This window comes from Actinomycetospora sp. C-140 (genome assembly GCF_054796175.1).
Genome location: NZ_JBTWNF010000011.1, coordinates 66,830 through 87,243, shown reverse-complemented (window position 1 = coordinate 87,243; position 20,414 = coordinate 66,830). Strand labels below are relative to the sequence as shown.

22 protein-coding genes are annotated in these 20,414 nt (G+C 72.9%); 9 read left to right on the top strand and 13 right to left on the bottom strand.

Annotated elements, in window-relative coordinates; genetic code table 11:
• Window positions 1–13: 13 nt before the first annotated feature.
• Both ACR9E3_RS18970 and ACR9E3_RS18965 read left to right on the top strand, forming a co-directional pair.
• Window positions 14–922 (top strand): fumarylacetoacetate hydrolase family protein, encoded by a 909-nt coding sequence (locus ACR9E3_RS18970; RefSeq protein WP_460382071.1) that lies wholly within the window; start codon window positions 14–16, stop codon window positions 920–922.
• A complete protein-coding gene (locus tag ACR9E3_RS18965; protein WP_460382070.1) occupies window positions 919–1,809 on the top strand; it encodes a VOC family protein in 891 nt (296 codons plus the stop codon). Before ACR9E3_RS18970 ends, ACR9E3_RS18965 begins: the two co-directional genes overlap by 4 nt.
• A gap of 3 nt (window positions 1,810–1,812) precedes the next feature.
• On the opposite strand, the gene ACR9E3_RS18960 is transcribed toward ACR9E3_RS18965, so the two are convergent.
• From ACR9E3_RS18960 to ACR9E3_RS18940, 5 genes are all read right to left on the bottom strand, one after another.
• Complete coding sequence (locus ACR9E3_RS18960) at window positions 1,813–2,550, bottom strand: GntR family transcriptional regulator (RefSeq protein ID WP_460382069.1); 738 nt, start codon at window positions 2,548–2,550, stop codon at window positions 1,813–1,815.
• A gap of 52 nt (window positions 2,551–2,602) precedes the next feature.
• Window positions 2,603–3,016: a nuclear transport factor 2 family protein gene (locus ACR9E3_RS18955; protein WP_460382068.1), complete on the bottom strand. Its 414-nt coding sequence runs from the start codon at window positions 3,014–3,016 to the stop codon at window positions 2,603–2,605.
• Window positions 3,017–3,035: 19 nt separating this feature from the next.
• Window positions 3,036–3,500 (bottom strand): SRPBCC family protein, encoded by a 465-nt coding sequence (locus ACR9E3_RS18950; protein WP_460382067.1) that lies wholly within the window; start codon window positions 3,498–3,500, stop codon window positions 3,036–3,038.
• A complete protein-coding gene (locus ACR9E3_RS18945) occupies window positions 3,497–4,405 on the bottom strand; it encodes a VOC family protein (RefSeq protein WP_460382066.1) in 909 nt (302 codons plus the stop codon). Before ACR9E3_RS18945 ends, ACR9E3_RS18950 begins: the two co-directional genes overlap by 4 nt.
• Before the next feature lie 217 nt (window positions 4,406–4,622).
• Window positions 4,623–5,420: an N-acyl homoserine lactonase family protein gene (locus tag ACR9E3_RS18940; protein ID WP_460382065.1), complete on the bottom strand. Its 798-nt coding sequence runs from the start codon at window positions 5,418–5,420 to the stop codon at window positions 4,623–4,625.
• 278 nt (window positions 5,421–5,698) lie between these two features.
• Between ACR9E3_RS18940 and ACR9E3_RS18935 the strand changes: the two genes are divergently transcribed.
• Both ACR9E3_RS18935 and ACR9E3_RS18930 read left to right on the top strand, forming a co-directional pair.
• Window positions 5,699–5,986, top strand: a complete 288-nt coding sequence (locus tag ACR9E3_RS18935; RefSeq protein ID WP_460382064.1) for a hypothetical protein — start codon at window positions 5,699–5,701, stop codon at window positions 5,984–5,986.
• An 8-nt stretch (window positions 5,987–5,994) separates the two neighbouring features.
• A complete protein-coding gene (locus tag ACR9E3_RS18930; protein ID WP_460382063.1) occupies window positions 5,995–6,699 on the top strand; it encodes a mycothiol-dependent nitroreductase Rv2466c family protein in 705 nt (234 codons plus the stop codon).
• Window position 6,700: 1 nt separating this feature from the next.
• Here the strand turns inward: ACR9E3_RS18930 and ACR9E3_RS18925 are convergent, their stop codons facing one another.
• From ACR9E3_RS18925 to ACR9E3_RS18910, 4 genes are all read right to left on the bottom strand, one after another.
• Window positions 6,701–8,116 (bottom strand): selenium-binding protein SBP56-related protein, encoded by a 1,416-nt coding sequence (locus ACR9E3_RS18925; RefSeq protein ID WP_460382062.1) that lies wholly within the window; start codon window positions 8,114–8,116, stop codon window positions 6,701–6,703.
• Between the two features lie 110 nt (window positions 8,117–8,226).
• Window positions 8,227–9,048: a class I SAM-dependent methyltransferase gene (locus ACR9E3_RS18920; protein ID WP_460382061.1), complete on the bottom strand. Its 822-nt coding sequence runs from the start codon at window positions 9,046–9,048 to the stop codon at window positions 8,227–8,229.
• Entirely contained in the window at window positions 9,045–10,061 is a 1,017-nt protein-coding gene (locus ACR9E3_RS18915; protein WP_460382060.1) for a sigma-70 family RNA polymerase sigma factor, read from the bottom strand. The genes ACR9E3_RS18920 and ACR9E3_RS18915 overlap by 4 nt, the downstream gene beginning before the upstream one ends.
• Window positions 10,058–10,834 (bottom strand): MerR family transcriptional regulator, encoded by a 777-nt coding sequence (locus ACR9E3_RS18910; RefSeq protein ID WP_460382059.1) that lies wholly within the window; start codon window positions 10,832–10,834, stop codon window positions 10,058–10,060. Before ACR9E3_RS18910 ends, ACR9E3_RS18915 begins: the two co-directional genes overlap by 4 nt.
• Before the next feature lie 169 nt (window positions 10,835–11,003).
• Here ACR9E3_RS18910 and ACR9E3_RS18905 point away from each other — a divergent pair, with 169 nt between their 5' ends.
• Entirely contained in the window at window positions 11,004–12,128 is a 1,125-nt protein-coding gene (locus ACR9E3_RS18905) for a ferredoxin reductase (RefSeq protein ID WP_460382058.1), read from the top strand.
• Between the two features lie 45 nt (window positions 12,129–12,173).
• The gene (locus ACR9E3_RS18900; protein WP_460382057.1) at window positions 12,174–13,409 is read left to right on the top strand and encodes a fatty acid desaturase family protein; all 1,236 of its coding nucleotides are present in this window, start codon (window positions 12,174–12,176) and stop codon (window positions 13,407–13,409) included.
• Between the two features lie 79 nt (window positions 13,410–13,488).
• Here ACR9E3_RS18900 and ACR9E3_RS18895 read toward each other — a convergent pair whose 3' ends face one another.
• Window positions 13,489–14,193, bottom strand: coding sequence for a TetR/AcrR family transcriptional regulator (locus ACR9E3_RS18895; RefSeq protein WP_460382056.1), 705 nt, complete (start codon window positions 14,191–14,193; stop codon window positions 13,489–13,491).
• 87 nt (window positions 14,194–14,280) lie between these two features.
• Here ACR9E3_RS18895 and ACR9E3_RS18890 point away from each other — a divergent pair, with 87 nt between their 5' ends.
• The gene (locus tag ACR9E3_RS18890) at window positions 14,281–14,679 is read left to right on the top strand and encodes a VOC family protein (protein ID WP_460382055.1); all 399 of its coding nucleotides are present in this window, start codon (window positions 14,281–14,283) and stop codon (window positions 14,677–14,679) included.
• A 3-nt stretch (window positions 14,680–14,682) separates the two neighbouring features.
• Here ACR9E3_RS18890 and ACR9E3_RS18885 read toward each other — a convergent pair whose 3' ends face one another.
• The 3 genes from ACR9E3_RS18885 to ACR9E3_RS18875 form a co-directional block, all read right to left on the bottom strand.
• Window positions 14,683–15,975: an MSMEG_0569 family flavin-dependent oxidoreductase gene (locus ACR9E3_RS18885; protein ID WP_460382054.1), complete on the bottom strand. Its 1,293-nt coding sequence runs from the start codon at window positions 15,973–15,975 to the stop codon at window positions 14,683–14,685.
• A gap of 99 nt (window positions 15,976–16,074) precedes the next feature.
• On the bottom strand, window positions 16,075–17,226 hold the full coding sequence (locus ACR9E3_RS18880; RefSeq protein WP_460382053.1) for an LLM class flavin-dependent oxidoreductase: 1,152 nt from the start codon (window positions 17,224–17,226) through the stop codon (window positions 16,075–16,077).
• Between the two features lie 2 nt (window positions 17,227–17,228).
• Window positions 17,229–18,026, bottom strand: a complete 798-nt coding sequence (locus ACR9E3_RS18875; protein ID WP_460382052.1) for an alpha/beta fold hydrolase — start codon at window positions 18,024–18,026, stop codon at window positions 17,229–17,231.
• 128 nt (window positions 18,027–18,154) lie between these two features.
• Here ACR9E3_RS18875 and ACR9E3_RS18870 point away from each other — a divergent pair, with 128 nt between their 5' ends.
• Together ACR9E3_RS18870 and ACR9E3_RS18865 are read left to right on the top strand one after the other, a co-directional pair.
• Window positions 18,155–19,153 (top strand): AraC family transcriptional regulator, encoded by a 999-nt coding sequence (locus ACR9E3_RS18870; protein WP_460382050.1) that lies wholly within the window; start codon window positions 18,155–18,157, stop codon window positions 19,151–19,153.
• A gap of 67 nt (window positions 19,154–19,220) precedes the next feature.
• Window positions 19,221–20,393 (top strand): FAD-dependent monooxygenase, encoded by a 1,173-nt coding sequence (locus tag ACR9E3_RS18865; protein ID WP_460382049.1) that lies wholly within the window; start codon window positions 19,221–19,223, stop codon window positions 20,391–20,393.
• Window positions 20,394–20,414 lie beyond the last annotated feature (21 nt).

Below are 20,414 nucleotides of genomic sequence, written 5' to 3'. Positions count from 1 at the left end.
GACGGGGGACGACGTGCGCGACGCGCAGTGGGCGCTGGTCACCCACCACCAGGGTGACGTGGCGAAGGCGGAGGTCGGGGTACTCGCCGGCGGCGTGGTCCGGCGAGCACCCGACGAGCTGGCCGGGCGCTCGATGCTCGAGGTGCTGGGGGAGTGGGAGACGCTCGCGCCGCTGCTGCGCGGGCTCGACCCCGGCGGGCTGGCGCCCGTCGAGGGGGCCGTGGTGCTCGCGCCGCTGCGGTACCCGCCGAAGGTGCTCTGCGCGGGCGCGAACTACTTCGCGCACCTCGCCGAGATGGGGGTCCCGCGGCCGTCGGGGCCGGTGGCGCCGTACTTCTTCTTCAAGCCGCCGACGACCTCGGTGATCGGGCCGGACGAGGCGATCGTGCTGCCCCGGCGGGCCGGCCGGAAGATCGACTGGGAGGTCGAGCTGGGCGCGGTGATCGGGCGTCGGTGCGTCGACGTCCCGGTGGAGCGCGCGCTCGACGTCGTCGCCGGGTGGACGGTGGTCAACGACGTGTCCGCCCGCGACCTGCTCGACCGCGCCGACCCGGTCGCGCCGCCGTTCGGGCACGACTGGGTCGGCGCCAAGGCGGGCGACACCTTCTGTCCCCTGGGCCCGGGGATCGTGCCCTCCTGGCTCGTCGACGACCCGCAGGCGGTGGCCCTGCGACTGACCGTCAACGGCGTCGTCAAGCAGGACTCCACCGCGGCGGACATGGTCACCCCGATCGCCGAGCTGATCGCCGGCGCGAGCCGCGCGGTCACCCTCGAACCCGGTGACGTCATCGCCACCGGGACGCCCGCGGGGGTCGGCTTCCCGCGCGGCGACTTCCTGGCCCCGGGCGACGAGGTCGTCGCCGAGATCGACGGGGTCGGCGCGCTGCGCAACCCCGTCACCGAACGAGAGGACCGGTCATGAGTGCGGTGAACGTCTCGAAGCTCGGCTACGTCGGCTTCGAGACCCCGGACGTCCAGCGGCTCGTGGAGTACTACACCCGGGTGCTGGACTTCGTGCTCGTCGAGGGCGACGACCGCGGGGCGTTCCTCACCACCGGGGTCGACCACCACTGCGTCGTCGTGACGAAGGGCGGGACGCGGGCGCGGCAGGTCGTCGGGTACGAGATCTCCGACGACCTGGACACCGCGGCGGAGCGCCTCAAGGAGTCCGGGTACGTCACGCAGCGGCGCAGCGACATCGGGCCGGGCACCCCGGACGTGCTCGTGCTCGAGGAGCCGGGCACCGGGGTGCCGCTGCACCTGATCACCGCCCAGGACGCGAGCGGCGTCGCCGGCTTCACCCCGCTGCGCCCGACCAAGCTGGGCCACGTCGCGGCCTACACCCCCGAGCTGGCCCCGATGCAGTCCTTCTACCAGGACCTGCTCGGCTTCAAGTGGTCGGACACCGTCGGCGACTTCTTCGTGTTCCTGCGCTGCAACGCCGACCACCACGCCGCCAACTTCATGGCGAGCCAGAAGTACTCGGGCATGCACCACATCGCCTACGAGATGCGCGACCCGAACCACCTGATCTCGATGCTCGACCACCTCGCCCAGCACGACTACCGGCTGCACTGGGGCCCGGGTCGCCACGGGCCGGGGCACAACCTGTTCACCTACCACCGCGACCCGGACGGGAACGTCATCGAGCTGTTCACGCAGATCGACGTCGTGCACGACGAGGCGAAGGGCTACTGGGAGCCCCGCCCGTGGCACGAGGAGTACCCGATGGGCCCGCGGACCTGGGAGGTCGACATGGCGACCGTGAACCAGTGGGGCCCGATCGACCCGCCGTCACTGGACCACTGATCGCTACGCGCCGTTCAGCAGGGCCAGGGCCGCGTCGACGCACGGCGTCCCGTGGCCCGGGGCGTGCCCCTCCACCACCCGCCGGGCCGTGCCGGCGAGGTGGGCCGACATCTCGGCGACGGCGGCCCGCGCGTCGCCGTCGCGCACGGCGTCGAAGATCGCCTGGTGCTCGCGCTGGCGGGCGGCGAAGTCGTGGCGGTGCTGCGCCTGGTCGATGCGCACGTAGCGCTCGCTCTGCTCGGCGTAGGAGTTGATCGTCCGCAGCACGGTGGCGCCGCAGTGGCCGACCATCAGCCGGTGGAAGCCGCGGTGCGCGACCGTCCAGCTGGCCATGTCGCCGGCCCGGTAGGTGCGCTCCATCTCGCGGAAGGCGGCGGTCGCGCTGCGCATCTCCTCGCGGCTCAGCCCGCCGGCGGTGATCCGCGCCCCGAGCGACTCGAGCGTGACGCGCGCGGCGTAGAGCGAGTCGAGCGCCTCGGCGTCGAGCCCGAGCACGCGGCTGCGCTGGTTGGGCTCGGCCGAGATGAGCCCCTCCTCCTGGAGCATGCGGAACGCCTCGCGCAGCGGCGTGCGGGAGACCGCCAGCACGCGGGCGAGCTCGGCCTGCTTGAGCTGCGTGTCGGGCGGGAGGTCGCCCGAGATGATCAGGTCGCGCAGGTAGGCGTGGACGCTGACGCTGGTCTGGCGGGGGTCGGCGATGCGCAGCCCCTCACGGCCACCGAGGAGCTCGCCGATCGACACGCCCGGAAGTGTATGCACGCCGGTCACGCTGCGCACTCGGCGAGGGCCCGTGTCACGTGGTGACGGGCTCCCCGGCGGAGGCTGCCGGTGCCTCGCTCGCCATGGCCGCGAACAGCGGCGCGAGGTCGATGTGGATGCGCAGCGACGTCACCTTGCCCGCGGCGTCGCGGTCGAGGATCGACACGCACGGCAGCGGGACGTGGGCGCCGCCCTTCGTGGTGTAGTGCGTCGTCACCTCGAGGATGACGGTGTTGCCCTCGTTCTCGTCCCACCGGTGGTGCACCTCGTGGCGCATCCCCCCGATCATCCCGAAGAAGCCCTCGAAGGCGTCGTGGATCGCGGCGATGCCCCGGGTGGGCGGCTGGTTGCCGAAGACCACCACGGCGTCCTCGGCGTGGCGGGCGACGAACGGCTCCAGGCGCAGCGCGTCGACGTCGGCGTAGTAGTCGGTGATCCAGTCGGACACGGGAGGCTCCTCTGATCGGTCAGACGGAAGCGCCGGCGGCGATCTTGCGCACGGCGTCGAGCGTGGCCGCGACCGCGGCGCGGTACATGCCGGTCATCCGGTCGGCGTGGGCCTGCTCGCCTGCCGACCCGCCGGCCTCGCCGGCGACGACCAGGGCGAAGCTGAAGCGCAGGGTGAGCGCGTCCGAAGTGTCCCCCTCGATCTCGTTGGCGATCGTGCCGAGCACCGGCCCGGCGAGGCGGGTGAACACGACCCGGTGCGGGTGCTCGAGGGTGATGCGCTCGGTGAACCGCTCGCCCTGGAGCACGATGTCGCGGTCGAAGACCGTGTCGCTGTACCGCGCGGTCACCGTGCAGTCGGTGATCGCGGGGACGAACGGCAGCGCGTTCTCGGCCTTGCGCACGAGCCCCTCCCACAGGGCGTCGCGGGTGATCAGCGGCTCGCCCGGGGAGTTCACGGGCAGCGCGTGCGTCACGAAGATCATGGGCGGACACCCTCCGGAAGGAGCTGTGGCTGGGGGCCCTGGGGTTGTGTCAGCGGCTTCTGGGTCGGGCCGAGCCACATGTCGATCGAGCCGGGCTCGGCGGGATCGAAGAACCGCGGCCGCCACGCCGCCTCGTCGGTGATGCGCCGGACGCCGTACGAGTACTCGTAGGTCAGGCCCTCTGGGCCGAGGAAGTACAGGAAGACCGCGCCGGACTGCGGGTGCCGGCCCGGGCCCATCTCGATGACGACGTCGCGGGCCTGCAGGAAGTGCCAGCTCCGGAAGACGTCGTCGAGCTCGGCGACCTGGAAGTTCATGTGGCAGAGGCCGGGCTCGTCGCCCCGGAACACCGCGAGCTTGTGGTGGACCTCGTCGATGCGCATGAGGCACGCCGCGTCGCCGATCCAGTCCGAGGCGCGGGCGTTGAACGTCGTCGACCAGAAGCGGTGGGCCTCGGCGACGTCGGGGGCGTCGAGGCAGAGGTGGCCGAACTCGGTGATCCCCGCGCCCCGCCCGTAGGTCACCGGTCGTCCGAGGACCTGCTGGCCGCACACCAGCTCGATGCGGTTGCCGAACGGGTCGTCGAACCCGACGACCTCGCTCACCCGCCGCGACCGCGCGTCGGCCGCGGACCCGCGCCACACCCGGAAGCCCCGCGTCTCCAGCTCCGTCTCGGCGAGGGCGAGCGCGCCCGGGTCGGCGACGGTGAACGCCGAGGCGATGACGCCGGACGCGCCGTCGACGAGGGCCAGGCAGTGGTGCCGGGCGTCGGCGCGCAGGTGGGCGACACCCGGCTCGCCCCCGTCGACCAGTTCCAGGCCGACGACGTCGGTGGCGAAGCGCACCGCGCCCGCGAGGTCGCGCGCGCCGGAGCGCACGTAGGCGATGTCGGTCAGCTCGATCACGCCGCGGCTCCCGGGTCGTCGGTGTCCGTGGGTTCGTACCCACAGTGGATACAGTTTGCGCCGGTGTCAATGGCCCGTCCACCGGCGGCGTCAGGGTTCGGCCGATTGACGGCCCCGCGTCAAAGTGCGCACACTCCGGGCACGAGCACCGGCATCGCGCCCACCGCGTCCACGACCACTCCCCGCGCCGGCCGCCTGGCCGGGAAACGGGTGCTGATCACGGGCACGGCGGGCTTCCGCTGATCTCGCCGGGCGCGCCGGAGCGCGCCCAGTCCTGGGGGTCGTGGGTGACCCAGACCGGGGCGTCGTGGGTCGCGGCGAGGCCGATGAGGCGGTGCAGCGACGCGAGCGCGTCGGCCCGCACGGTGTCGGCGGCCATGGGCGCCGGACGGTGGAGGGCCTCGTGCAGGTGCGCGGTGTCGCAGGAGAGCAGGAGCGGACCGCCGTCCGACCGCACCAGCACGCTCGTGTTCCCGGGGGTGTGCCCTCGCATCGCGAGCACGGTCACCGCGCCGTCGCCGAACAGGTCGAGGTCCCCGTCGGGGAAGGTCCAGTCGGCGTCCCGGACCGGGTCGAGGTCCTCGGCCCGGGCGAGCGCGGCCACGTCCGCGTCGCTGCCGTCGACCGCGCCGCGGTCACCGGCGCCCAGCACGAACCGGGCGTGCGGGACGTGGCGCAACCCGCCGGTGTGGTCGAAGTGCACGTGCGAGACCACGACGTGGGTGACGTCGCCGGGGTCGACGCCGATCCCAGCGAGCTGGCGGTCGAGCCGCTGCGCCGGCGCCATCCGCACCTTCTCCCCGAGCTCGGCGCCGTAGGTCGCGACCGGGTCGTCGGCGGCCTCGGGCGCGAGCCCGGTGTCGATCAGCACCAACCCGTCGTCGTGCTCGACCAGGAAGCTGGGCACCACCAGCTCGACCGGCTCGGGCGCGGCGCCGTCGAGCATGTCGGCCCGGTCGAGCGTCAGCCGCGCCCCGTCGAGGGCCCACAGCCGCCGGGCGGTTCCGGGAGTCACGGGCCGGGCGTACCCCGTGGGGGAGGAGGCCGACTCCGGTGCGGACGCTTCGAAAACCGAAGCGTTGTCGGGGACTGATGGGTGGCGCTCTCGGTCGGGAGAGGAGGCCGACTCCGGAGCGAACGCTTCGAAAACCGAAGCGTTCTCGGTCGGGGATTGGGGGGCGGCGGTCCGTGTGTGCCCCGGACGACAACGAGCACTACGGCGAACGGGCTAACAGCGGCCGGCATCAGGTCGATGTGTGATCGACAGCAACGACGTCGGGGGAGATGACTGCGATGACCTCGGTTTCCCAGCCCTTCGAGGTGCCTGCCGCGCGGCCGGTGTGGCCCGAGGTGCGCACCCTGCTCACCACCGTGACGTACCTCGTCGTGGGTGGTGCCCTTGTGCTCCTCGGGGTGCTCCTCGCCCCGTCGGCCGCCGTCACCGTCGCTCCGCCGGCACCGGCCGCGCCCGCCGCGCCGGCCCCGGTGATGCGCGGGTACGACACGACCGGCGGCCTCATCTGGAACCTCTACGAGCAGGCCGGCGGCCCGCGCGTCGGTGCGGGCGGCACGACCGGGTAGCCCCACGCATGTCCGACCGACTCGAGTTCTTCTTCGACCCGATCTGCCCGTTCTGCTGGGTGACGTCCCGGTGGGTCGTGGAGGTGGCCGAGAAGCGCCCGCTCGCGGTGACGTGGCGGCCGCTGTCGCTGGCGATCCTCAACGAGGAGATCAGCTACGAGGAGCGGAAGAAGGCGTCGCCGGCGTACCCCGACAGCCACGTCCGCGGCCTCGAGATGCTGCGCGTCGTGCACGCCGCGCGCGAGGCGCACGGTCCCGACGTGGTCGGCAACCTCTACACGGCGCTCGGCGAGCTCGTCTGGGACGCCGAGCCGCCCGAGGGCGACGATTTCGACGCGGTCATGCACGAGATGGCCCGACGCCGCGACCTGCGCCCCGCGCTCGAGCGCGCCGGGCTGCCCGCCGACCTCGCGGCCGCCGCCGACGACACCTCCCGCGACGACGACCTGCGGGCCGAGACCGAGGAGGCCGCGGCGCGCTGCGGCGGCGGGGTCGGCACCCCGATCCTCTCGTTCAGCCCGCCCGACGGCCCGGCGCTCTTCGGGCCGGTGATCGACGCCCCGCCGACGGGCGACGACGCGCTGCGGCTGTGGGACGCGGTCGAGACGCTCGCGCAGTGGGGCGGGTTCGCCGAGCTCAAGCGCACCGTGCGCTCGTTCCCCGACACCCCGATGTCGGCGAAGCTCGCACGGACGGAGACGACGGTCCGGTGACTCAGGACCGGTAGCAGTACGAGTCCGACGAGGCGTCCCCGCCCTGGAGCCGCACCTGGTGCACGCGCCGGCCGCGGAACTCGTCGCCGTGCGGGAAGAACCGGGGGTCCGGGGTGAGGCCGCCGTCCGGGCCGACGTCGAGCTTCGCCATCCAGGCGCCCACGCCGTCGGGGTAGAACTGGTCGTCCCACGCGCCGTAGAGCGAGTTCGTGACGAAGACGCGGCGGCCGTCGCGGCTCACCTCGACCATCTGCGGGCCGCCGGCCAGGGGTTCGTCGGGACGGGCCGGGTGCGGACGGCGCGCGACGATCCCGCCGAGGCGCACCGAGCCGACCTCGCGCGGCTGTGCCGGGTCGCTGACGTCGAACTGCTTGAGCTCCCCGGTGCCCCAGCACGACACGTAGAGGAAGCGGTCGTCGACCGAGAGGTCGATGTCGGTGACCAGCGGCGGGACCGCGCCGAAGGGCTGCAGTGCGGGCGGGAGCAGCGAGGCGTCCGCAGGCTCGGCGGGGATCGTGATGACCTTGTCGACCTGCCACGGACCGGCGGGGTCCGCGCGGTGCCACCGCCACACGGACGCGGAGAGGTCGGCCGTCGAGATGACCACCCCGACGTAGCCCCAGGTCGCCTCGGGGTCGTGCGAGGGGCGGATCTCGAGCACCATCTGCTGCTCGGCGCCGAGGTCGACGCTCTGCTGGTGGACGCCCTTCGCGAGGTCCCAGAAGTGCAGGCAGTGCCCGTACCGCCCGCCGAGGAGGGCCTCGGGCACCAGCCCGTCCTCGATCATCGACGGGCTGCCCCACTCGCTGGAGACGAGCACGTTCTGGTTGAGGTGCCACCAGGCGTCGTAGTGGAGGTGCTGGGGTCCGCGGTCGGTCTCCCACGGGCCGACGACGTCGAACGTGCCGTGGTCGAGCAGCGCGATCCCGCCGGGGCCGTCGGGGTCGTCGAGCGGGCCGCCGACGCAGGTCAGGAACACGCCGTCGGGTCCGCAGTGCAGCGTGTGCGGGCGCGAGTAGCCGGCCTTCGACGAGAGCTCCGCCGCGCTGATCGTCTTCACGAGCGTGGGCGCGCGCGGGTCGGGGTGGGTGTCGAGGACGTGCACGTCCGAGGACCGCAGGCCCGGGACCAGCAGGTACCGGCGCGACAGCCCGTTCATGTCGTGACCCTCGTGCTGCAGCGCGCTGCTGCAGGCGTTCCAGCCGAAGTGGTGCAGCTCGGCACCGGCCGGCAGCTCGGCCCACCCGACGACGCTCCCGTAGCGCTCGGAGCGCGCGTTCACGTCGACCACGGCCATCGCGTCGGGCTGCACGCCGGCCCGGTCGAACGCGGCGACGTACGCGAGCTCCTCCGGCGGCGCGGCCGCGGCCTCGGCGGGCGAGCGGTAGAAGGTCGGGTCGGTGGTCGGTGAGCTCATCGGACGTCCCCCGGAGGTCGACGGTGGAACAGTCCAGCCTCACAGCGGGGCGGACCCGGCGTAAGGCGTCGTCCGCCGTAGTGGCCAGGCCCGTCCGGCGTCAGGCGGCCTCAGGGTCGGCGGGCCCGCACGATCCACGTCGCGGAGTCGTAGGTGACGCCGTCGGGACCCTCGTGGGCGGCGACGTCGGCACGCAGCGCGGCGAGGATGCGCTCGCGGGCCTCCGGGCGCAGGTCGCCCAGCAGGCCCGCCTGCAGGTCCGCGACGAACGCGAACGCATCGTCGGCGTCGGCGCCGTACCACATCGGCGCCCGGTGAGCCGTGAGCGTGACGTCGGCGAAGCCCGCGGCCCCGAGGATCCGGTGCACGCGGGCGGGGTCGGACAGCGACAGCGGGCTCGGGGCGTCGGTCGGCGGGGAGTTCCGCACCCCGGCGGCGGCGAGGAACGAGCGCATCCACTCCTGGTGCTCGATGCCCTGCCAGGTCAGCAGGCAGAGCCGCCCGCCGTGGCGCAGGCCGGTGGCGAGGTTCGCGAACGCGGCCACGGGATCGGCGAAGAACATGCTCCCGTGGCGGCTCACGACGACGTCGAGGTCGCCCGGCGGGAACGGGTGGGTCTGGGCGTCGGCCTCGCGGAACACGACGTTGGGCACGCCGGCCTCGACGGCGCGGTGCCGCGCGATCGTGAGCAGGCCCGTGGCGATGTCGACGCCGGTCACCGGGCCGTTGACCGCGGCGCGGGCCGCGTCGAGGGAGGTGCGCCCGGCCCCGCAGCCGACGTCGAGGACGGCCTCGGCCGGTGCGATCTCGGCGGCGTCCAGGAAGACGGTGTGGTGCTCGGCGACGCCCGCGTCGAAGCGGTCGGCCCACGAGGTCCAGATCGCGCCGGTCGCGCCGTTCCAGGCCTCGTGCTGCGCGGCGTTCGCGGTCACGGCAGGGAGTCCGGCAGGCCGAACGCCGCGTGGTGCTCGGCGCCGATGAACGACGTGACGGCCGCGATCTGCTCGCCGCGCAGCGTGAGCACGTCGATCGACCACGGCCGGCACGGGGCGTCGTCGGGGTCCTCGGGCGGGCGCCGGTAGGACGCGACGGCGGGCTGGCCGTTGGCGGTGACGGCGAGGTGGCGCCACGTGCCGCAGTCGCCGGACAGCGGCACCGCCCGCGCGAACGCCGCGACGCGCTCGATCCCGGCGTACCAGTGACCCATCGGCGGCATGGACCAGGTGACGTCCTCGGTCAGCAGGGCGACCAGCGCGTCGGCGTCCCCCCGTTCCAGGGCCGCGGAGTACCCGGCGACGACCTCGCGCAGCCGCGCGTCGTCGATCTCGCGCAGGGTGCGCTGCTGGGTGGGGTCGGGCACCTTCTCCGCGACCAGCCGCCGCGCCCGTTGGAGCGCCGAGTTCACCGAGGCCGTCGAGGTGTCCATGGTCGTGGCGATCTCGGCGGCCGAGAAGCCGAGCACCTCGAACAGCACGAGCGCCGCGCGCTGGTTGCCGGGCAGGTGCTGCAGCGCCGCGACGAACGCGAGCTCGACGGCCTCGCGCTCCTCGGCCCGCGCGCCGGGCTCGTCGGGGTAGGGGCCGAGCCACGCGACCTCGGTGAGCGGGAGGTCGCCGGTCACCGGCCGCTCGCTCGCGGGCCCGAGGTCCATCGGCAGGGCGCGGCGGCCGCGGGCGTCGACCTGGTCGAGGCACGTGCGGGTGGCGACCGTGTAGAGCCAGGTGCGCAGCGTGCTGCGTCCCTCGAAGCCGGCGAGCTTGCGCCAGGCCCGCACGAGCGTCTCCTGCAACGCGTCGTCGGCGTCGTGGGCCGATCCGAGCATGCGGTAGCAGTGGGCGTGCAGCTCCCGGCGCAGCGGCGCGACGAGGCGGCCGAACGCCGCGTCGTCGCCGTCGCGGGCCCGCGCGAGATCCGTGACGTCGGGGCCGACCGTGGTCTCGCTCACCGGCCCGAGTCTGCCCGACCCTCGCCCCGGCCGGGTCCCTCCTTCTCGAACGCGTCCGACACCTCGTCGAGGAACAGCGAGATCGCCGCCGGCATGGACTCCCGGAACGTGGCGAGCAGGGCCTGCGCGGCGACGGGCTGCAGGGCGCCGACGACGTCGCGGACCTGGCCGTGACCGTCGGCGGGGAACCCGTTGCCGGCGTACTCGGCCCAGACCGTGCGGCGGAACAGGTCGACGAACCGCGCCGTGATCGCACCGACGTGCGTGGTCAGCTCCTCGCGCATCACCACGAGCGCCTCGACGGGCATCCCGAGGCGCACGGCCTCGGCGCCGGCGCGCACGAGACCGGGGTTCGGGATGCGCACGCGGTCGGGGCCGAGCCGCTGGAGCAGGCCCGCCGCGACCAGGGCGTCCCACGTCGGTGCGGTGACCTCCACGCCGAGCCACCCCGGCACCTCGCCCGCGCCCATCTCGAGCGCCGGCTCCGGCGCCCAGGGCGCGAGCATGTGCAGGTACTGCGAGAGCGCCTCTTCCGCCGACTGGCGCGGGGTGGAGGCGACCAGCCGCTCGATCGCCGAGAGCGCGAAGCCCTGGTCCTGCAGCTGGGTGATCAGGTCGAGGCGGGCGAGGTGCTCGGGCCCGTAGTACCCGGTGCGCCCCTGCAGGTGCGGGGGCGGGAGCAGGCCGCGGGCGGCGTGCGCCCTGACGTTGCGCACCGTCATGCCCGCCCGGCGCGCGAGCACCCCGATGGTCATCGCGTGCCCGGTGTCCACGGGCCGCCACCGTAGTGTCCGACGCTCGTGACAGCCCCGGACGACATATGACACCTGGCGGTGTTTCGTGACGTCCGCATCGGGTCAATCCGGAGCCGGACAGCACCGTTGCTGTGACTCTCGGTTCCCGGTACCGCCGGTTCCGTGTAGTGTCGTGGAGGTGAGCACCGTGAGCGATGCCGAGGGCACCACTCCTGGACGACTGCCCCGAGGGGTCCGTCGCCTGCGCAAGGTCGCCTCCCGATTCACCACACCCCTGCTGCCCGACGACTACCTGTCGCTGATCAACCCGCTCTGGTCGGCGCGCGAGCTGCGAGGCAAGGTCGTCAAGGTCGTGCCCGAGACCGACGACGCGGTCACCCTCGTCATCAAGCCGGGCTGGGGCTGGTCGTTCGACCACCAGGCCGGGCAGTACGTGGGCATCGCCGTGTCGGTGGACGGCCGCTTCCACTGGCGGTCCTACTCGCTGACCTCGCCGCCCCGGAAGGACCAGGGCCACCTGTCGGTGACGGTCAAGGCGATGCCCGAGGGCTTCCTGTCGAAGCACCTCGTCGAGGGCCTCGAGCCCGGAACCATCGTCCGGCTGGCCCCGCCCCGCGGCGAGTTCGTCCTGCCCGACCCGCCCCCCAAGAAGATCCTTTTCCTCACGGGCGGCAGCGGCGTCACGCCCATCATGGCGATGCTGCGCACGCTCGACCGCCGCGGCACGATGCCCGACGTCCTCGTCGCGCACTCGGCCCCCGACGAGGAGAGCCTGATCTTCCGCGAGGAGCTCGACCAGCTCGCGGAGAAGCACGAGAACCTGCGGCTGCACAAGCAGTACACCCGCAGCGACGGTCACCTCGACCTCGACAACCTCACCGACCTCTGCCCCGACTGGCGCGAGCGCCAGGCCTGGGTGTGCGGGCCGAACACCCTGCTCGACGAGGCCGAGCGCGTCTGGACCGACGCCGGTCTCGAGGAGCAGCTGCACCTGGAGCGCTTCTCGGTCGACCTGGCCGGCGGCGAGACCGAGGGCGGCACGGTCCGCTTCGCGCAGTCCGACGTCGAGGTCGAGATCGACGGCGCGACCACGCTGCTGGAGGCCGGCGAGCAGGCCGGCCTGCAGCTCCCGTTCGGCTGCCGGATGGGCATCTGCCACACCTGCGTCGTCCCGCTGCGCGAGGGCGTCGTGCGCGACCTGCGCGACGGCACCGAGCACAAGGCCGACGGCAGCGGTGGCGCCGACTGGGACGCCATCAAGATCCAGACATGCATCGGCGCCGCCGCCGGCGACGTCGTCCTCGACATCTAGCCGACGTCCAGCTCCCGACCCGGATCCGACAACGGAGGAACGCCCATGGCCATCGCGGACGTCAAGGAGTTCGCCCACCTCAGCGAAGCCGACGTGGAGGCCCTCGGACGCGAGTTCGACCAGATCCGCGCCGACTTCGAGGAGAAGCTCGGTGACGAGGACGCCGCCTACATCCGGCGCCTCATCACCATCCAGCGACGGCTGAACGTGGCCGCCCGGGCGATGCTGTTCGGCAGCCACCGGCGCGAGCTGTGGTGGGCCGGCGCCCTGACGCTCTCCGTGGCCAAGATCCTCGAGAACATGGAGATCGGCCACAACGTCATGCACGGCCAGTGGGACTGGATGAACGATCCGGAGGTCCACTCGGCCACGTGGGAGTGGGACAACGTCTGCCCCGCCGACCAGTGGAAGCACTCCCACAACTACCTGCACCACACGTATACGAACGTGATCGGCAAGGACAAGGACGTCGGGTACGAGATCCTGCGCGTCCGGTCCGACCAGCCGTGGCACCCGTACTACCTGACCCAGCCGGTCGTGAACGCCATGCTCATGCTGGCGTTCGAGTACGGCGTCTCGCTCCACGACCTCGACATCGACGGCCTCGTCAAGTGGCAGCTCGAGGACCCGGAGGAGTTCAAGCGGAAGTTCCGGGGGATCCTGGTCAAGCAGGCCCGCCAGGTCGGCAAGGACTACATCCTCTTCCCGGCACTGACCGGCAAGAACTTCGCGCCGACGGCCACCGCGAACCTCACCGCGAACCTCATCCGCAACGTGTGGTCGTACGCGATCATCTTCTGCGGGCACTTCCCGGACGGCGCCGAGGTGTTCACCGAGGAGGAGCTGGAAAACGAGACGCAGGGCGAGTGGTACCTGCGCCAGCTGCTCGGCTCGGCGAACTTCACCGGCAACCGGCTCATGCACGTGATGTCCGGCAGCCTGGGCTACCAGATCGAGCACCACCTGTACCCGGACCTGCCGGCGAACCGGTACCCGGAGATCCAGGAGCGCGTCCGCGCGCTGTGCGAGAAGTACGAGCTGCCCTACACCACGGGCTCGTTCCCGCGGCAGTTCTGGCAGGCCACGCGCTCGATCTGGCGGCTCTCGCTGCCCGCCAAGAAGATGCGCGAGGCCTCGCAGAGGCGCCAGTCGCTCGGGCTCCCGCGCCACCGCGGCGCCGTGCCGTCGACGGGCGACCAGACGCCGCAGACGCCCCAGACCCCGCCGGCGCCGGCGAACACCCCGGGCCACCCGGATCCGTCCGGCGCACCGTCGGCCTAGAGGCTCCCCGGTGTGTCAGCGAAGTGCCGTCACAGACGCTGAGTGTCCGTAACGGCACTTCGCTGACACACGCACGTGGTCACCCCGCGCGGGCGTCGATGACGCGTTCCAGGCCGTCGAGCAGGCAGGTCAGGCCGAAGGTCGTCGTCACGTCACCCGTGGGGCGGCCGGGTGTCGCCTCCATCGCGGCGAGCATCGCGGGGTAGCGGTCGGCCCGCTCGCCGAGCAGGCGCCGCATCAAGGGGTCGTGCTCGTCGTCGACGGTCCAGGGCCGCGTGCCGGACGCGGCGGCGGAGTGCACGACGCGCATCTGCCCGAACAGCATCGAGGCGGCGTCGAGACGCTCGGCGGGCTCGAGGCCCGTGCCGGTGAAGATGTCGACGGCCGCCTCGACCCAGCCCACCTCCCGCGGCCCCATCAGCCGGTCGCCGACGGTGTTCTGCGGGATCCAGGGATGACGGGTCCACACGGCCGACAGCAGCCGGGCGAACTCCTCGGCCCTGGCCCGCCAGGGGCCCGTGAGCACCGGCGGCTCCTCGACCGCCTCGTCGAGCATCACCGCGGTGAGCTCGGGCTTGCCCGACACGTACCGGTAGAGCGCCATCTTGGTGAGGTGCAGCCGCGACGCGACCCGCTGCATCGACACCGCGTCGAAGCCCTCGGCGTCGGCGACCTCCATCGCCGCCCGCGCGATGTCGGCGAGGCTGACGCCCCGCCGCGGACCGCGCGCGGGAGGCGGCGCCGGGTGCCAGAGGAGGACGCCGGCGGTGCCGTCCTGGGTCATCACTTTTCCTCTTGTCCGCTTTACTGTGTCTGCTGTAAACAGTATCCGTCGGACGCAGAAAGCGCCACTCCAGAGGGGAACCCCGCCATGCGCAGTCTGTTCGTGAACCTGCAGGTCGCCGACGTCGCCGTCTCCCGCGACTTCTTCGGCAAGCTCGGCTTCTCGTTCAACGAGGCGTTCAGCGGGGAGCAGAGCCTCGCGGTGACGATCGCCGACAACGTCTCCGTCCTACTGGCGACGCCCGACCACTTCGCGGAGTTCGTCGTCGGCGACGTCGCCGACGCGCAGAAGACCACCGAGGTGCTGCTCGCGCTCTCGGCCGACAGCCGCGAGGAGGTCGACCAGATGGTGTCGACGGCGCTGTCGAACGGCGGGCGCGAGTGGAAGCCCGCCCAGGACCACGGCTTCATGTACGGCGGCAGCTTCGCCGACCCGGACGGCCACGTCTGGGAGGTCGTCTGGATGGACCCGTCGGCGATGGGCTGACCCCTACGACCCCAGCGCCAGGACGTTGCAGACGTCGCCGCGCGGGCCGGTGCCCGTCAGGCCGCGCTGGGATCGGATGCGCTCGGCGAGGTACTCCGCGTCGCGGCCGACCCCGGAGAAGCGCCCGGAGCCCCAGGTCCACAGCCACGGCAGGCCGAGGAAGTAGAGGCCCGGCGCGCTGGTGACGCCGCGGGCGTGGGTCGGGGCGCCGCGCCCGGTGAACACCGGGACCTCGACCCAGCGGAAGTCCTGCCGGAACCCGATGCACCAGACCACCGAGGTGATGCCCGTGTCGGCCAGGCGCAGTTCGGTGGTCTCCTCGCCGGGGGTCCACACGGGCGTGTAGCGCTCCTCGACCGGCGCGTCGACCTGCTCTCGGGCGATGTACTTGTCGATCGTGTCCTTGATCGACTCCGACACCTCGTCGGCGTGGTCGAGCCGCTCGGTGAGGTCGGGCTCGAACGACAGCACGCCGTCGCGGTGGTCGGTCATGAGGCCGTAGAGCGCCATCCCGTCGGCGGCGTGCTTCCGGAGGTCGATGTCACGCCCGCCGTCGCGGCCGGTGACGTAGTGGTTGGCCTGGGCGCGGACCGCCTCGCGACGCGGGTGCTCGGTGACGGGCATGTCGTAGTAGCCCATCTCGGCGAGCCAGTCGGTGACGTCGCGCCCCCGGTAGAACCGGGCCACGCGGGGCGCGTCGCCGACGACGAGGTGGACCCGGCGGCCCTCGAGGTGCAGGTCCTCGGCGATCTGGGCGCCGGACTGCCCCGACCCGACCACGAGCACCTCGCCGGGCGGCAGCTGCGCGCCGGACTTGTAGTCCTGCGACTGCACCTGCGTGATCCCGCCGGGCAGCGGCTCGGACATCGGGGGCGTGATCGGCGTGTGGTACCCGCCGGTCGCGACGACGACCTGGTCGGCGGTGAGGTCACCGGCGCTCGTCTGCAGGTGGTAGGTGCCGCGGTCGTCGCGCGTGAGCCGGGTGACCTCGACGCCCTCGACGATCGGCGGGTCGACGAACGCCCGGTACGCCTCGAGGTAGTCGACGATCTGGTCGCGGACCATGAACCCGTGCGGGTCGTCGCCGGCGTAGGGGAAGTCCGGCAGCTGGCACTGCCAGTTGGGCGTGACCAGGCAGAAGGTGTCCCACCGGTAGGTCTTCCACGAGTGCGCGACCTCGGAGCGTTCCAGGACGACGTGCTCGATCCCGCGTCGGCCCAGACACCGGCTCATCGACAGCCCCGCCTGACCGCCGCCCACGACGACGACCGGCCAGTGCCCGCCCGACAACTCCATGATCGCTCCCCGCGTCGCTCGGCTGTGATCCCACGATGGGCGGGGTGCGTTGCGGGGTGATTGCCTCCGGACTGCGCGCCGGTTGCCGCGTGTAACTCCTCAGGACGTGACGGGGACCTTCGTCAGTTCCGGGATCACCTCCCGCGCGAAGATCTCGGTGTTGCGCCGGACCATCTCGGCGGGCATCGCTCCGATGGTCAGCATGGCCATGAGCTGGCCGAAACCGAGCTCGTCGCGCAGCTCGCCGAGCTTGTTGCGCACCTGCTCCGGCCCGCCGACGACGACGTACCCGTGCTCCAGGAGCTCCTCGTAGGAGAGCTCCGGATAGGGCTTGAGGCCTGCCTTGAGCAGCCCCTTCATCGCCGCCGGGCTCATGTAACCGGGCGGGAAGACGATCTCGAGGCCCTGGCGCAGCCCGCGGTGGAACAGCCACTCGACGTACGGGCGGGCTTCGCGGTGCGCCGACGCGTCGTCCTCCCCGACGAAGATCGGCAGCGCCATCCCGATCTTCTCGGGCTCCGGGACGTAGCCGAGGTCCGCGGCCGCGCCGCGGTAGCCGTCGAACCACGTCTTCACGACGCGGGTCGGGGCGTACACCGAGACGTAGGTGTAGTGGTTCTCGGCGACCCACCGCATCGTCTCCGGGCTCCCGGCGCCGGGCACCGCGATCGGCGGGTGCGGCTGCTGCAGCGGACGGGGCCAGATGTTGACGTAGCGGTACTCGTAGTGCTCGCCGTACCAGCTGAACGGCCCGGGCTCCGTCCACGCCTTCTTGATCAGGTCGTGGGCCTCGTTGAAGCGGGTCCGCGAGTCGGCGGGGTTGACGCTGTGCCCGAAGTGCTCCCAGCCGATCCCGCGCACGAAGCCCGAGAGCAGCCGGCCCTTCGTGAGGTGGTCGAGCATCGCGATCTCCTCGGCCACCCGCAGCGGGTTGCCACGCAGCGGGATCGCGTTGCCCAGCACCATGATCGTCGCGCGGCTCGTGCGTCGCGCCAGCGCCGCGGCCATGATGTTGGGCGAGGGCATCGTCCCGTAGGCCGACTGGTGGTGCTCGTTGACGACGACGCCGTCGAACCCGACCGTCTCCGCGTACTCGAGCTCGTCGAGGTAGCGGTGGTAGAGGTCGACGCCGATCGCCGGGTCGAAGTGGGCGTTCGAGAAGGTCAGGGACGGCGACGGGTACTTCTCGACGTCGTCGAAGTCGTCGGGCAGGTACGGGTAGGGCATCAGGTGGAAGAAGTTGACCTTCATTCTCAGCTCCCCAGGTGCGTGACGACGGCGGCGGTGACCTCGGTCGGTCTCTCGCCGTGCAGGGCGTGGCCGCAGTCCTCGACGACGACCAGCTCGGCGTCCGGGATCCGCTCGGCGTAGCGGCGCGCGTGGGCCATCGGGACCAGGCGGTCCTCGCCGGCGGCGATGACGCGGGTCGGCGCGGTGATGCGGTGCAACCGGCGCTCGAGCTTCGGGTTGTTCATGAACGGGTGCCAGGCGAAGCGGGCCGTCGCGCCGAGGTCGCGGTAGGTCGCGAGGATCTGGTCGGTCGTGGGCGTCACCGACAGCGCCGCGTCCACCAGCGAGTCGTCGTGGAACAGCGCGCGCAGCAGCTGCGGCGGGTTCATGAGGAACAGGTCGGCGATCGGGTCCTCGGGGATCCGCAGCCCGGCCGCCGCGCCGAGCACGAGACGCCGCACCTTCTCCGGCGAGTGCACGGCCAGCTCCGCGGCCACCCAGCCGCCGAAGGACATGCCCACGACGTCGACCTGGTCCAGTCCGAGGGCGTCGAGCAGGTCGAGGTAGTGGTAGACGAGGTCGTCGACCGTGCGCAGCTCCGGCAGGTCGTCGGACAGGCCGAAGCCGGGGTGGTCGGGCGCGACCAGGTCGCCGACGCCGGCGAGCCCGAGCTGCAGCGGGCCCCACTCGTTCGCGCCGCCCGCCGAGTGCAGCAGGAGCACCGGCCGGCCCTGCCCGGCGCGCCGGTAGGCGATCGCGCCGTCGCCCGCGTCCCACTGCCGGACCGCCGGGGTGGAGGGGTCGACGTCGGTGACGGTCATGGGTCCTCCTGTCAGGATGTGACAGCGGACACTACGAAGCGCGCCGGGCCGGGCACGATCCGCTGACCGCCGCCCTCGGCCGCTTCCTGCAGGGGCTCCCGCCCCGGGGTCCGGGAGGAGGACAGGAGATGTCGCTCGCCTTCACCGAGGACCTGGCGCGCCCCGAGCTCGGTGACGCGGACACCGTCGACATCCGCACCTCGCACCCCGCCCTGGCCCGCTCGCGGACGATCGAGTTCCTCGGCTGCGGCCACGCGATGACCGTCGACGACGACCCGGAGGACTTCGACGCCGCCGTCTCGTGGCGGCGCGTCGGCGGGGTCGGGGTGCTGCGCTCCCGCTACCGCTCGCCCGTAACGGTCACCTGCACCCCGCCGATCCCGTGGGTGACGATCAGCTTCGTCCCGCGTGGCGCGGTCTCCTTCGCCACCGGGGGACGGAGCACCACCGGCGACCGCGGCCGCGCCGTCGTCCTCGACTACGCCGGGCGCGTCGACATGCGCTGGGCGGCGGGCACCGAGCAGTTCATGGTCGCGATCGACCGCGACCGGCTCGAACGCGGGCTGCGGGCCCTCGTCGACGACGCGCCCGACGCGCCCCTGGTGTTCGAGCCGGGCCTGGAGGTCGACGGCACGGGGCGCGCCGTCGTCGGGGCCGTGGCGAGCCTGCGCCAGCTGCTCGCGCACGCGTCGGACCAGGTCCCGGCGGTGCTGACCGCCGAGGTGGAGCACGCCGTGGTGACCGCGCTGCTGCTCGGCACGCGCCACAACCACCGCGACCGGATCTTCCGGCAGTCCGCCCCCGCCCCGCGGCGGGTGCTGCGCCGGGTGCTCGACCTCGTGGCGTCGGCCCACGACCGGACGCTCACCGTGGCGGACCTGGCGGCGTGCGCCGGCACGAGCGAGCGCGCCCTGCACGCCGCGTTCCGCCGCGAGCTCGGGACGACGCCCATGGCCTACCTGCGGGACCGGCGCCTCGAGGCCGCCCGCGAGGACCTGCTCGCCGCCGCCCCGGGCGACGGCGTCGCGGCGATCGCCATGCGGCACGGGTTCTCGCACCTCGGGCGCTTCGCCGCCGCCTACCGGGAGCGGTTCTTCGAGGCGCCGTCGGCGACGCTGCGCCGGTAGCCGAGCGGTCTCCCGACGACCGGGAGCCGCGCTGCGCGCCCGACCCGCGCCGGGTGAAGCTGGTGCCGTGCGGACGGAGATCGTCGTGGTGGGCGCGGGGCCGGCGGGGCTGGTGCTGGCGTGGTTGCTGCAGCGGGCCGGGATCGACACGGTCGTGGTCGAGCAGCAGCCGCCGGACCAGCTGGGGAAGCAGCCGAAGGCCGGGATCGTGGAGCACCGCACGGTCGAGCTGCTCACCGCCGAGGGGCTGGCGCCGGAGGTGCTCGCGTTCTCCGACGTCAACCGGCGCTGCGAGTTCCGCACCGCCGAGGAGTCCGTGCTCGTCGACTACGCCGAGATCACCGGCGACCGCCCGCACCGGGTCTTCCCCCAGCACGACCTCGTGGCCCGGGCGGCCGGGTCGTTCCTCGAGCGCGGGGGGACGGTGCTGTTCTCCCAGCGCGTCGAGAAGATCGACCAGGATGCGTCCGGCGCGCGCGTGATCACGACGGGGCCCGACGGCGAGCAGGAGATCGACGCCGAGGTGGTCGTCGGCAGCGACGGTGCCGGCAGCGCGGTCGCGCGGTCCCTGACCGGGCACGTCACCCGGCACGACCGGCGGCACCCGATGCGCTGGCTCGTCATCAGCGCCGCGACGCCGCCGCTGGTCGACCACACGATCTACGCCGCCCACCCCCGCGGCTACGCGGCCCACATGCGCCGCCTGCCCGACGTCACGCGGCTCTACCTCGAGGTGCCGGGCGACCAGTCGCCCGCCGACTGGCCGGTGCCGCGCCTGCGCGAGGAGCTGGGACTCCGGCTCGGGGTCGGCGATGCCCTCGAGGACGTCGAGCTGCCCGAGGTCGACGCGCTGGATCTCCGCGTGCGGGTGACGACGCCGATGCAGCACGGGCGCGTCTTCCTCGTCGGCGACGCCGCGCACCTGATCACCCCGGCCGGCGGGAAGGGCATGAACCTCGCGATCGGCGACGCCGTCGAGCTCGCCCACGGACTGATCGAGCGCCACCGCGGCGACGGGACGCGCGCCGCGGCGTACAGCGCGACCCGCCTGCCGGTGATCTGGCGGACCGAGGCGTTCTCGGACTGGTTCCTGCGCGTCATCTCCGCACCCCCGGGCGCCGGCGACGAGCGCGACGGCTTCGGTCTCGGCCTGCGTGAGGGCTGGGTGTCGTCGCTGCAGCGCGACCCGCTGCTGCGGCGCTGGTTCGCGCACGCCTACGCCGGCGTCGACCCGGACTGAGACGCGCACCGGCCGGGTGCC